Raw genomic sequence first — 12,741 nt, forward strand, 5'->3', positions numbered from 1 at the left:
ATGGTGCGGTTCATTATGCTGTACTGAAGAATCATAACCTCCGACTGCCTGCGGCCGCAATCCTGCGTTTGGGTGAGGCGTGCAGCAGGCGAGCCGCATTAAACAACAGGGAGCCAGCAGGTGCCAGAGCTTTGTCAAAGTCCACTCACACTCTACGGGACGTCTGCGTGTCACCTGTGCGAACAGGCTGCTGCCTTACTGGATCTGGCTGTGCAGGAGGCGCTGATCAGCGACTACGATGCCGTGGATATCAGCGAGGATGAGCAGCTGTTTGTGCGCTACGCAACCCGCATCCCGGTGCTGTACCGGCAGGACGGGTGCGAGCTGGACTGGCCGTTTTCGCCCCAGCAGCTGCTGGATTTCATCGATGGCGGTGACGGCGGGCAGGGGTAGCGCGCCGCGAGCCGCGGCGCAGCAGGGCTCAGGACCGGTTGCCGACCCTGACGGCGAGAACATCACAGGACGCGCCATGCAGGACGCCGTTGGCGGTAGAGCCCATGAGGAGTGCCAGGCCGTAACGGCCGTGACTGCCCACCACGATGAGGTCGGCGCCGATTTCCTCCGCCTTGCTGTGGATTTCCACCTCCGGACGGCCGAGCACGATGTGCTGGCGGTCGGCGGCAATCCCGTACTGCTCACCGAAACGCGCCAGTTGCTGCGCGGCCTGTTGGTGGATTTCGTCCTGGATACCGGAAAAATCCATGGGGATGTCGCCGCCATAGGCAAAGCTCAGGGGCTCGATGACGTGAATGAGGTGCAGCTCGGCACCGCTGCCCTGTGCGACGCCGCGTGCGCGCTGGGCCACGTCTGCGGAATCTTCACTGAGATCCACCGCGATAATCAGTTTCTTGTAGTTGGACATAGACCCCCCGTAATCGTGAACAGAAATCAGGTTCCGTTATAGCATACAATGCGCGCCGGACAAGCGCCTCCGGCAGCAACGCGGGCGACTTTGCCCCGATCGTTGACCTGAGTCAGGACCTGCCTTGAATTATGTGTTGATTGCCTTCGCCCTGCTGGTGGCCCTCGCGCCGCTCACGCATTTCCTCCCCAGCAAGCGACAGCGCCTGCAGGTCACCCTGCGGGAGACCGCGGCGTTGAACGGGCTTTTCGTCGAGTTTCGCGACCAGCCGGGGCCAGCGTTACCACAGCAGAGCCTGGCATCCGACGTCATTTATTATGGCCTGCGACTGCCGCCCTCCCGCGGCAAGGGCCGCCGGCGCTGTGTCTGGCAGCTGCGTGCTGACGGGTGGCAGGCCGTCGGGCCAAAGCCTGAACCGGTGCCCGCTGCGCTGCTCGCGGCCCCCGGCACCATGCTCGCGGCAAGCGTGCATGAGGACAGCTGTGGGCTGTACTGGCAAGAAGCGGGCGATGCGGCTACCGTAGAGCAGATGGCAGCTATTCTGAAGGACTGGGCGCAACAGATTCCTTGACCCGGAGGGACAGGGTCTTTATATATGCGACTTTTTTGACGGGCGCTGGCAGGTGGATGCTGGCGTCTGCTGACCCACACCAAGCGAGATCACGCGGGAGTCTATGGGTAAATCACTGGTTATTGTCGAATCGCCCGCCAAGGCGAAAACGATCAACAAGTATCTCGGTCCGGATTTTATCGTCAAATCCAGCATCGGACACATCCGGGACCTGCCCACAGCCGGCAGCGCCACGCCGGTGGATGCCAAGGAACGCGCCGCCCAGGCGGCCATTACCCGCAAGATGTCACCCGAGGAAAAGGCCCAGCACCGCAAGACCAAGTCGCGTGAGCAGTTGGTGCGTCGGATGGGCATTGACCCTGAGCATGGCTGGCAGGCGGACTACCAGATCCTGCCGGGCAAGGAAAAGGTCGTGGCCGAACTGCGCAAGCTGGCCGCCAGCAGCGATGCCATTTACCTCGCGACCGACCTTGACAGGGAAGGGGAGGCCATCGCCTGGCACCTGCGTGAAGCAATTGGGGGGGATGATTCACGCTATCAACGCGTGGTGTTTAACGAGATTACCAAGAAGGCCATTGGCGAGGCATTCAAGCATCCTGCACATCTGGACCAGAACCGGGTCAACGCCCAGCAGGCGCGGCGCTTCCTCGACCGGGTTGTCGGCTATATGGTTTCGCCCCTGCTGTGGGCCAAGGTGGCCCGTGGTCTTTCGGCGGGCCGGGTACAATCCGTTGCGGTACGCCTGATCGTCGAGCGTGAACGCGAGATCCGTGCCTTCGTGCCCGAGGAGTACTGGGAGATTCACGCCGACCTGCAGCCGGCTGATGCCGACGCGGTGCGCTTTCAGGTGCGCAAGCAGGCCGGCGCCGCCTTCCGCCCGACCAGCGAGGAGGCAGCGCGGGCGGCGACGAAAGCGCTCGAAAAGTTGCCCTATGTGGTCAGTGACCGAGAGGACAAGCCCACCCGGTCGAAAGCGCCGGCGCCTTTCATCACCTCCACGCTGCAGCAGGCGGCCAGTACGCGCCTTGGGTTTTCCGTGAAGAAAACGATGATGATGGCACAGCGCCTCTACGAGGCAGGCTACATCACCTATATGCGCACCGATTCCACCAACCTCAGTGAAGACGCGGTACAGGCCTGTCGCGACTACATCGCGGCGGAGTTTCCACCCGCCTACCTGCCCGCCACGCCCAACCGTTACAGCAGCAAGGAGGGCGCCCAGGAGGCCCACGAGGCGATTCGCCCTTCGGACGTCAACCTGCTGCAGTCGGGTCTGCAGGGCATGGAACGCGACGCCGAGCGCCTGTATGAAATGATCTGGCGACAGTTTGTCGCAGGCCAGATGACGCCCGCTGAATACACCGCGACGACCATCACGGTCACCGCAGGCGACTACGAGCTGTCGGCCAAGGGCCGCATCATTCGCTTTGATGGCTACACCCGTGTGCAGGGGGCTGCCGGACGCAAGGGAGAGGACGAAGTGCTTCCCGATATCCAGAAGTCGGACACGCTGAAGCTGGTCGCCCTGGACCCGGCGCAGCACTTCACCAAGCCCGCGCCGCGCTACGGGGAAGCCAGCCTGGTGCGAGAGCTTGAAAAGCGCGGCATTGGCCGCCCGTCCACCTACGCCTCGATTATTTCAACCATTCAGGATCGTGGGTACGTACGCCTCGAGAACAAGCGTTTCTACGCCGAGAAAATGGGTGACATCGTCACCCAGCGATTGCAGAACAGCTTCACCGAACTGCTCGACTACGGCTTCACCGCGAGCATGGAGGAACGGCTGGATACGGTGGCTCAGGGCGAACTCGACTGGCGGGATCTTCTGGACAGTTTCTACGCCGATTTTCGGCAACTGCTGGAAAAGGCGGAAGAGGCGGAACCCGTCGGGATGCAGCCCAATGAGCCGACACCGACGGACATACCGTGCAGCAAGTGCGGCAGGCCCATGCAGATCCGCACCGCCAGCACCGGTGTGTTCCTGGGCTGCTCCGGTTATGCACTGCCGCCCAAGGAGCGCTGCAAGAACACCATCAACCTGACACCGGGCGACGAAGCCATTCGCGAGGACGCGGACGACGAGGCCGAGTCCCGCCTGTTGAGGAAAAAGCATCGCTGCACGCTGTGCAATGCGGCGATGGACAGTTACCTGATTGACGAGCAGCGCAAACTGCACGTCTGCGGCAATAATCCCGACTGTCCCGGTTACGAAGTCGAGACCGGCAAGTTCAAGATCAAAGGCTATGATGGTCCTACGCTGGCCTGCGACAAATGTGGCGCGGAGATGCAGCTCAAAACCGGCCGGTTCGGCAAGTACTTCGGCTGCACGGCGGAAGCGTGCAAGAACACGCGCAAACTGCTGCGCAACGGGGAGGCGGCACCGCCGAAAATGGACCCGGTGCCCATGCCGGAGCTGGCCTGCGAGAAGGTGGATGACCACTACATCCTGCGCGACGGTGCGGCCGGGTTGTTTCTGGCTGCCAGCCAGTTCCCGCGTAACCGGGAGACCCGGGCGCCCTTCGTGGATGAACTGCTGCCCCACAAGAACGAGATCGACCCCAAGTACAGTTTTCTGTTCTCGGCGCCAGTCAAGGACGACGACGGCAATCGAACCCAGGTGCGCTACAGTCGGAAAGCGGCTGAGCAGTATGTGATGACCGAGCGCGATGGCAAACCGACGGGATGGCGAGCGGTCTACCGCAATGGCAAGTGGCAGACGGAAGAGGGCAAGAGCACGGCCGCGGCGAAAGGCGCACCGCGAAAGAAGAGCGCCGCGCCCAAGCGCAAGGCGGCGCGCAAGCGCACATGAGCAGTCTCCGGGGCCAGGCCAATCATGCGCTGTACCTCGGCCGGCTTCTGTTGCAGGCCTGGGAACAGGCGCGGCGCGCCGAAAATGTCCCCGCCAACACCTTGGCGCAGGCTTTTGGGCCAGCCGTGCGGGAGCACCTGCTGACGGCCTATGGCTGGTTCCTGCTCGATTTGCAGAAGCCCGCACAATTGCCGCCGCAGCCGCCTCACTGTGTTGCGGAACTGCCGCCGGCAGCGCCGGGCAAGGCGCAACCGGCAGAAGTGACGGAGTTTGCGCAACTTGAAACGCAGGGCTGGCTGTCCCGGCTGCTGCAGCAGCCCGCGGCGCAGCCGGCCAGGCGGACGGAGGGCAGCCTTGCGGTGAGCACCTCTGGCCAGCTGGACTGGGACACGCTGCAGGTCGCGGCAGACGAGCTTGAAGCCGCGTTTTCCCGCATGGGTGACCTGCTGGACGAATGCTAGCAAGTGCGCGTTGGCGGTCGCATCTGCCCCCTGTTACACTGGCATTTGATGCAAAAAGAGGAGCCTCTCGTGGCCACAGCCCTGTTGGAAATTGTTGATCTCGGCGAAGGTGAAATTGTCCTGCAACGCGCCGAAGACGATTCCGAGCCTCTGCTGCGCATCCAGTTTTCAGATGAGGCGCGTGATTACCTGATGGACAACGGCCTGGAAGTTGCGAAGGTGATGATCCAGGCTGGCATGCAGGCCGCTGCCAGCATCAATGAAAAAGAACGCCCCGAAAACGGTGAAGGCCGGGCGCGCACTGTTCACTGACCCGGCACAACGACGTTTGCTAGCGTCGCAGGATGCCGACACTCAACCCCTCGATCGCGAACGCCTGCGTGCGCAGGTCAACCTTGATCGGCGCATAGGCCGGGTTCTCGGCGTGCAACTCTACCAGGTGCCGGCTACCGCCTCGCTGAAAGCGTTTCACGGTCACTTCATCCTCGATGCGGGCGACAACAATGGCGCCATTGCGGGCTTCGCTGCTGCGGTGCACCGCCAGCAGGTCCCCGTCGAGGATGCCGACATCCTGCATGCTGTCGCCCGTGACCCGTAGCAGGTAGTCTGCCGCCGGCCGGAAGAAGTTGGCGGGAATGGCGCAGTAATCCTCGACATGTTCCTGCGCGAGCACCGGGTTGCCTGCCGCAACGCGCCCGATGATGGGAAGGCCGGGGTTCTCGGGCAAGCGGATACCACGAGAGGCGCCAGCAATGATTTCAATCGCACCCTTGCGCGCCAGCGCCTTCAGGTGTTCTTCGGCGGCATTGGCCGACTTGAATCCCAGCTCTTTGGCGATGTCGGCGCGAGTAGGGGGGTAGCCGGTCTGGTCGATATGCTGGCGGATAATGTCCAGCACCTGCTGCTGTCGCTGCGTGAGTTTGTCCATGACCCGTCCATCTGTGTATTTGTACAGTGGCTGGGATTATATACAGTAATACGCGGCAGCGACAAGCGGGCTCAACTATCCTCCACGCCGAGCATGGTGTCGGGTTCGATCGTCGACAGGGGGTTGCTCCACTCTTCGGGGTGGTAGGGCAGGTCGGGATCCAGGCCGTCTTCGTCATCCAGCTCGAAGGGGGTTCGCCAGTCCTCCGGTGCCGCCGCCCGCTGCAACTGCAGCATGCGCCAGACCTCGAGATCGTACTCGGTAACCTCGCCGTCCAGGAACTGTGTCTCCACGGTACGCGCGGCTTCGTCCAGGGCGACAACTTCGAACAGCTCTCCCGTTTCGATATCCCGGTACCAGCTGCCAACGGTGGGATTCAACATGACTGCGCTCCCTTCCAGAGTCCTCGGTGTCACCTGCAACATACCATGCCGACCTGCGCTGTCCATTATGTGCTGTCGATCTAAAAACACCTTTTTTCATAGCGTTTTTCCGGGGCACTGAATTTTCCGCGGCAGATCAGTCGCTTGCGGATGTCGCTCGGCACATGTCGAAAGGAGGATGGCGCTGTTATACTGAGTGGCTCTGACAAGTGCCTGGCAACAGAAGAAAATTGTCTAAACCCGGGAAATCAGGAGCCTGATGTAACGTGGAAGCCACAGAGCAAACGCTGTCCCGAATACTGGCGACCTACGGCCTCGACACACCGCTGGTAGCGATCGGCGGGCTACTCCTGCTCGCCATGCTCATCCACCTGCTGCTCGGTGTCCTGCTGCGCCGCCTGCACCGCGTGGCGGAGTCCAGCAGCAATCGCTGGGACGACGTGGTAATCACTGCGGTGGAAACGCCACTGCGTGTCGCGCTCTGGCTCATCGCCTTGATGCTGATTCTGGGCAGGGTGCCGATCGCCGCAGATTTGCAGGCCTTCATACTGCGAGCCTACGACACGCTGCTGATTCTCATGCTGGCCTGGTTCCTGCAACGTCTGATATTCGGCGCAGAAGAAGAGTTGCTGTCACCTGCGCGGGGCCACAAGGCCTCCACGGACAAGGCTGCCGTGCATTCGACGGCGAAACTCATCCGGGTGATCCTTTGGATTCTCGCTGGCCTGATGGCCCTGCAGAGTGTCGGTGTGTCCATTTCGGGGCTACTCGCCTTCGGCGGTATTGGCGGTATTGCAGTCGGTTTTGCCGCCAAGGACCTGATGGCGAACTTTTTCGGCGGGATGAGCATCTACCTTGATCGCCCCTTCACCCCCGGGGACTGGATTCGCTCACCGGATCGGGAAATCGAGGGCACGGTGGAGGATATCGGCTGGCGCCTGACCCGTATTCGCACGTTTGATCAGCGTCCGCTGTATGTTCCGAATGCGGTTTTCACACAGATCGCAGTGGAAAACCCGTCGCGCATGTTCAACCGGCGGATTTATGAAACGATTGGTGTGCGCTACCAGGATTCAGCCAAACTCGCGTCCATTGTTGCGGATGTGCGACAGATGCTGGAAAAGCACCCCGAAATCGACCTCAACCGCACCCTGATCGTGAATTTTGTGTCTTTCGGGCCCTCGTCACTCGACTTTTTTGTGTATGCCTTCACACGGACCACGGTCTGGGTGGAATATCACGCCATCAAGCAGGACGTCTTGTTGAAGATCCTCGACATTATCCATGAGCACGGGGCCGATGTGGCGTTCCCGACCCGTACCCTGCACCTGGACAGCGCGCCGCCCGAGCTGGCGCAGGCTGTGCGCGGAGAGCACCCATGACGGAAAGCGCCGTGCCAGTGCCATTGTGTCTCGGGATTATCGGCGGCACAGGCATCCACCAGGTCGAGGGCCTGCAACTGCTGGGCGAGCACCCGGGAGACAATGCCTACGGCAGTCCCTCGCGGCCTGTGCAGGAGGGCATGGTCGACGGGCAGCGGGTTTTTTTCCTCCAGCGCCATGGCAGCCCCAGGGCGATTCCGCCGCACCTGGTGAACTACCGCGCAAATATCGAGGCGCTGCGCGGCCTCGGGGTCACCCACGTGGTTGCCATCAACGCCGTGGGCGGTATCAGTCCCGACATGCAGCCGGGGCGGCTGGTAGTGCCTGACCAGATTGTGGATTACACCTGGGGGCGGGAGCACACGTTTGACGATGGCCGCAGCGGCGCGCTGCAGCATATCGATTTCACCCATCCCTACGATCACGCCCTGCGCCTGGCCATTATCGAGGCAGCGGAAGCGGCGGGCATCCCCCATGAGCCCTCCGGTGTACACGCCGTCACCCAGGGCCCCAGGCTGGAGACGGCCGCCGAGGTGCGGCGCCTGGCCAGAGAGGGTTGTGACATCGTCGGCATGACCGGCATGCCCGAGGCTGCGCTGGCCAGGGAGTGCGGTATTGCCTATGCAACTATCTGCATGGTGGTCAATCCTGCCGCAGGGCTGGGTGATTTGCCCCTGACGCAGGATACCATGCGCGATATTCTGCAGCGTGAGGCCGCCGTCGTCAGGCGCCTGCTGGGCTGCCTGCTGCCTCGGCTGGGCGCTCAGGGCCTGTGATCAGCTCGAGGATGGCCTGGTCGTAGTTCGCGCTGTACAGCGCATCCGCATCCAGTGGTGTCAGTTTGATGACCAGTCCGAGTAAGGGGTGGTCGATGTAGTGCACCTCATTGGAGCGCATGCGCCGCTGCTGCTGCAGAAGCACGGCATGTCGGTAAGGATAGGCGGGGGCAGATTCCGGCTCCGGGGCGTCCAGCAGCCCCGACGCGGCATCCCACTGCGGGTCGTAGCCGATCGGCGCTTCGGGAGCGGTCGGCTGTGTGGGCAGCACCGGCGCCGCGATCAGCTCCAATGAGGCCGGCGCCAACGGCGGTGCCGGCATACGCCAGGTGCCGGGCAGGTAATCGCCGTTGGTGTTCAGCCAAAGCCGGGTGTCGACATGCAGGAAGCGGGAGCGATGTAGCCTGATCGTGCCTTGCAGGGCAGGGTAGGCCTGGTCATCACCAGAACGGTCAAGCACGATGGGCAGGGCTGTCCTGGCACTGCCTACCGGTTGCCACCACACTTCGTGAAACAGTATGCGGTAGGGGCCGTTGCGTTCCATATAGGCTGCTTTGCCGCGAAACTCTCGGGCCTGGGCCGGAAGCAGCACAAACGGTGTGGGCAGCCGAGGCGCTGCTGCATCTTCCGCCGCGGCAACCTCGGCGCCGGGTGCTGCGGTGACCTCTGGCGCCGGGGCCGGCGTGTCGACAGCCGCCGCTGCAGGCAGATCTGCCGCTGCGCCATCGGCCTCCTGGCCGCGCAGCTGGATCAGCTGTTTGCCGCGCTTATCGACCCGGCTGTGCAGTGCATCAGCTGTGCGCTCCAGGTTGGCCTGCAAGCGCTGGGGATCGAGCAAGAAACGCACGGCGTCCGGGTACTGCAACCGGGGCAGCGCGTCCCACTGTTCCGAGCGTGGGGCTCCCGGGCTGGTGTGCGCAACGATCAGTAATTCCACCTGATACCAGTTTTGCTGACGCCCATCCTCCGCCAGGGTGGACGTCGCCAGAAGCGCCGTCACGAGAAGCGCGAGCAGGGTATGAACGGGGCGGGCAGTCATCAGGCGGCATCTTCCGTGGCATCGGCGGCAAAGGTGTCCAGCAGCTGGTCGGCGAACTGCTGGCGCTGTTCGGGCTCATCCAGCTGGCGTTTGAACCGCAGGCGCATGGCGCCGGCCAGCTGGTACCCCTTGGGATCGGACTGCACCAGTTTGACGAGGCTCAGCGGATTCACGCGGGTGGACTCCCGAAAGTCGATGTTACCACCGCCGGGGCCAACCTCAATGCCTGCAATCCCCAGCTGATCCGCGCGGATGCGCAGCCTGGCCACCTGCACCAGGTTTTTCACCTGCTGCGGCAGCAGGCCGAACCGGTCGATCATCTCCACCTGAATCTCGCGCAGTGCCTGCTCGCTGGCGGCGGCTGCGATGCGCTTGTATAACACCAGTCGGGTGTTGATATCCGGCAGGTAGTCCTCCGGGATCAGCGCCGGTATATGCAGGTTGATCTCGGTGCCCGCGTCCAGGGGTGCGTCCGTGTTGGGGATCTCCCCGCGCCGCAATGCCGCCACGGCGCGCTCCAGCATGCGCATGTACAGCGCGAAGCCCACGCTGTGTATTTGCCCGCTCTGTTCATCCCCCAGCAGTTCCCCCGCACCGCGAATTTCCAGGTCGTGGGTCGCCAGCAGATAACCGGCGCCGAGGTCTCCCGCGGCTTCGATGGCTTCGAGACGTTTTTCCGCATCGGGTGTGATTGCCGAACGCGGCGGGCACAGCAGGTAGGCGTACGCCTGGTGGTGCGAGCGGCCAACCCGTCCGCGCAGCTGATGCAGCTGGGCGAGGCCGAACTTGTCGGCGCGCTCGATGATGATGGTGTTGGCGGTCGGCACGTCGATCCCGGTTTCAATGATGGTCGTGCACAGCAGGATGTGGTGGCGCTGGTGGTAGAACGCGGACATGACCTGTTCCAGTTCGGCCTCGCGCATCTGCCCGTGGGCAACCCCGATGGACAGATCCGGCAGCAGCTCCCGCAGCTTGCGGCCGGCCTCCTCGATACTTTTCACTTCGTTGTGCAGGTAGTACACCTGCCCCCCGCGCAGGGTCTCACGCAGCACGGCCTCGCGAATCAGGGCGATGTTGTGTTCCCGGACAAAGGTCTTGATCGACAGGCGGCGTGCCGGTGGCGTGGCGATGACAGACAGGTCGCGCATACCTCCCAGTGCCATGTTGAGCGTACGCGGGATGGGGGTCGCGGTCAGTGTGAGGATGTCGACCTCAGCGCGCAGGGCCTTGATCGCTTCCTTCTGTTTGACACCAAACCGGTGCTCTTCATCAATGATCAGCAGGCCGAGGTCGTGAAAGCGGAAGTCGCTGGAGAGCAGTTTGTGGGTGCCGATAAGAATGTCGATGTCGCCATTGCTGACCCGCTGCAGCACCCCGCCGAGGTCCTTGCCGCTCTTGAAGCGTGAAACAACCTCCACGGTCACCGGCCAGTCCGCAAAACGATCGGCAAAAGAGTTGAAGTGCTGCTGGGCGAGCAGGGTGGTCGGAACCAGCACAGCGACCTGCTTGCCATTGCGTGCGGCGATGAAGGCAGCGCGCATGGCCACCTCGGTCTTGCCGAAGCCAACGTCACCGCACACGAGCCGATCCATGACACGCTCGGCGGTCATGTCGGCGATCACCGCGTCAATTGCCGCAGCCTGGTCCGCGGTCTCCTCGAAGGGAAAGCTTGCGGCGAACTGCTCGTACTCGAGGGCGGGCAACTCGAAGCAGAAGCCCTTGCGGGCCTCGCGACGTGCGTAGACATCCAACAGCTGCGCGGCCACATCACTGGCCTTTTCGGTGGCCTTGCGCCTGGCTTTTTCCCACTGGTCAGAGCCCAGCTTGTGCAGCGGGGCGAGTTCCGGATCGCTGCCAGCGTAGCGGCTGACCAGGTGTAATGAGGCGACGGGCACGTATAGCTTGCTGCCCTGCGCGTATTCCAGCGTCAGGAATTCATTGTCGGCGCCATCCACCTCAAGGGTTTGCAGCCCGAGGTAGCGACCCACACCGTGCTCCAGATGCACCACGGGCACACCCTCGCGGAGCTCATTGATATCGCGAAACACATTTTCCGCGTGGGCTTCATCAACCTTGCGCCGGCGCCGCCGCTGGGCGACCCGGTTGCCGAACAGCTGCGCTTCGCAAACCAGTGCCGGCTGGTCGGCGCCAAAGTACATGCCGCGATCAATCGGTGCAGTGCTGATGGCGAAGCGCAGTCCCGAGGCCAGGAATTCGGCCCAGTCCGCCACCTCGGGGGGCGTCAGGCCGTGGGCGGCGAGATTTTCCAGCAGGATCTCCCTGCGGCCGGCGGATTCCGCGCACAGCAACAGCGGCGCCGTATGCTGTTGCATGAAGTGCTGCAGCCGCTCGGCAGGTGTCTGGCGCGCGCCCTCGGTGCTCAGGTCGGGCAGGGGTTGCGAGGGGCTGGCCACGTGTGTCGGCGCCTCCGGATTGCGTCGCAGCTCCAACACCGGGCACTGGCCCATCAGTTGGTACAGTTCCTCCACCGGAGTGAAACAGCGCGCGGGAGGGAGCAGGGGGCGCCGAGTATCAATGCCGTACTCGGTGTATCGGTGTCCGGCATCTTCCCAGAAGCGCTGCGCGGCCCGGTAGTGGTCGCCGATGGCAATGACCGGGGTGCCTTCCGGGAGGTAGTCGAAAAGGCTGGCGCAGTGCTCGAAAAACAGCGGCAGATAGTACTCGCAGCCGCCGGGTGCGCGACCCGCACTGACTTCGCGGTAGGTGGGGCAGGCGTCGTGGTCGACATCGAAGGCCTCGTACCAGCTCAGCCGGAAGCGCTCGATGGCCGCGGGATTCAGCGGGTATTCGCGAGCGGGCAACAGGTTGATGGCGGCGACTTTCTCCAGTGTGCGCTGGGTGTCGGGGCTGAAGGTCCGCAAACTGTCGACCTCGTCGTCCAACAGATCCACCCGAAAGGGCAGCTCGCTGCCCATGGGATAGATATCCAGCAGTGAGCCGCGCAGGGCGAATTCACCGTGCTCGTAGACGGTCTCGACATTGCGGTAGCCGTTGCGCTCCAGGTTCCGCCGGAAGGACTCGCGGTCCAGTAACTGCCCGGGCTCCAGCACCAGGCTCGAGCCCGCCACATAATGCACCGGTGGCAGCCGGTGCATGAGCGTGGAGATGGGCACCACAAGAATGCCCGCTGTGAGCGTGGGCAGCCGGTACAGGGTCTCCAGTCGCTCGGAGACGATGTCCTGGTGCGGCGAAAAATTGTCGTAGGGCAGCGTCTCCCAGTCGGGAAACGCCAGGATGTCGACGGGCTCGGCCAGGAAGAACGGCAGCTCCCGCTCCAGCGCCAGGGCTGAACTGGTGTCCGCGGTGATGACCAGGAGCAGGCTGTCTGGCCGGGCCATCTCCGCTATCAGCCGGGCCTCGGCACAGCCGTGGAAGGGGCCGATGGCGGTCCGGGTACCGGATTTCGCGGGCCAGGGTGTGCTGGCGAGCAGGGATCTGTACATAAAGCCTGGCGTTTCACTGCGGAAGGGGCGGTTATTGTAAAGCGCTGGGTGAAAAGTACCACTGTG

The 12,741-nt window shown here is 63.1% G+C and carries 12 protein-coding genes; 7 read left to right on the top strand and 5 right to left on the bottom strand.

Annotation, left to right across the window (positions count from 1 at the left end; translation table 11 throughout):
• The first annotated feature begins 120 nt into the window (after positions 1–120).
• Entirely contained in the window at positions 121–393 is a 273-nt protein-coding gene (locus tag AACZ17_RS03615; protein ID WP_290739222.1) for a glutaredoxin family protein, read from the top strand.
• A gap of 28 nt (positions 394–421) precedes the next feature.
• Here the strand turns inward: AACZ17_RS03615 and AACZ17_RS03620 are convergent, their stop codons facing one another.
• The gene (locus AACZ17_RS03620; RefSeq protein WP_290739225.1) at positions 422–862 is read right to left on the bottom strand and encodes a universal stress protein; all 441 of its coding nucleotides are present in this window, start codon (positions 860–862) and stop codon (positions 422–424) included.
• Between the two features lie 133 nt (positions 863–995).
• Between AACZ17_RS03620 and AACZ17_RS03625 the strand changes: the two genes are divergently transcribed.
• From AACZ17_RS03625 to AACZ17_RS03640, 4 genes are all read left to right on the top strand, one after another.
• Positions 996–1,433 (top strand): hypothetical protein, encoded by a 438-nt coding sequence (locus tag AACZ17_RS03625; RefSeq protein WP_290739731.1) that lies wholly within the window; start codon positions 996–998, stop codon positions 1,431–1,433.
• A gap of 103 nt (positions 1,434–1,536) precedes the next feature.
• Positions 1,537–4,242, top strand: a complete 2,706-nt coding sequence (gene topA / locus AACZ17_RS03630) for a type I DNA topoisomerase (protein ID WP_290739228.1) — start codon at positions 1,537–1,539, stop codon at positions 4,240–4,242.
• Complete coding sequence (locus AACZ17_RS03635) at positions 4,239–4,703, top strand: DUF6586 family protein (protein ID WP_290739232.1); 465 nt, start codon at positions 4,239–4,241, stop codon at positions 4,701–4,703. Before topA ends, AACZ17_RS03635 begins: the two co-directional genes overlap by 4 nt.
• Before the next feature lie 69 nt (positions 4,704–4,772).
• Positions 4,773–5,015 (top strand): hypothetical protein, encoded by a 243-nt coding sequence (locus AACZ17_RS03640; protein ID WP_290739235.1) that lies wholly within the window; start codon positions 4,773–4,775, stop codon positions 5,013–5,015.
• Positions 5,016–5,034: 19 nt separating this feature from the next.
• Here AACZ17_RS03640 and lexA read toward each other — a convergent pair whose 3' ends face one another.
• A complete protein-coding gene (gene lexA / locus AACZ17_RS03645; protein ID WP_290739238.1) occupies positions 5,035–5,631 on the bottom strand; it encodes a transcriptional repressor LexA in 597 nt (198 codons plus the stop codon).
• A gap of 71 nt (positions 5,632–5,702) precedes the next feature.
• Positions 5,703–6,014 carry a DUF6763 family protein gene (locus AACZ17_RS03650; protein WP_290739241.1) on the bottom strand — a complete coding sequence of 104 codons (312 nt, stop codon included), beginning with the start codon at positions 6,012–6,014 and terminating at the stop codon, positions 5,703–5,705.
• A 266-nt stretch (positions 6,015–6,280) separates the two neighbouring features.
• Between AACZ17_RS03650 and AACZ17_RS03655 the strand changes: the two genes are divergently transcribed.
• Entirely contained in the window at positions 6,281–7,396 is a 1,116-nt protein-coding gene (locus tag AACZ17_RS03655) for a mechanosensitive ion channel family protein (RefSeq protein ID WP_290739244.1), read from the top strand.
• Entirely contained in the window at positions 7,393–8,172 is a 780-nt protein-coding gene (locus tag AACZ17_RS03660) for an S-methyl-5'-thioinosine phosphorylase (protein WP_290739249.1), read from the top strand. The genes AACZ17_RS03655 and AACZ17_RS03660 overlap by 4 nt, the downstream gene beginning before the upstream one ends.
• Here the strand turns inward: AACZ17_RS03660 and AACZ17_RS03665 are convergent.
• Both AACZ17_RS03665 and mfd read right to left on the bottom strand, forming a co-directional pair.
• Positions 8,120–9,211, bottom strand: a complete 1,092-nt coding sequence (locus tag AACZ17_RS03665) for a CsiV family protein (protein ID WP_290739252.1) — start codon at positions 9,209–9,211, stop codon at positions 8,120–8,122. The genes AACZ17_RS03660 and AACZ17_RS03665 overlap by 53 nt on opposite strands.
• Entirely contained in the window at positions 9,211–12,675 is a 3,465-nt protein-coding gene (gene mfd / locus AACZ17_RS03670) for a transcription-repair coupling factor (protein WP_290739255.1), read from the bottom strand. The genes AACZ17_RS03665 and mfd overlap by 1 nt, the downstream gene beginning before the upstream one ends.
• Positions 12,676–12,741 lie beyond the last annotated feature (66 nt).

It is taken from the genome of uncultured Haliea sp. (assembly GCF_963973825.1).
GTDB lineage: Bacteria > Pseudomonadota > Gammaproteobacteria > Pseudomonadales > Halieaceae > Haliea.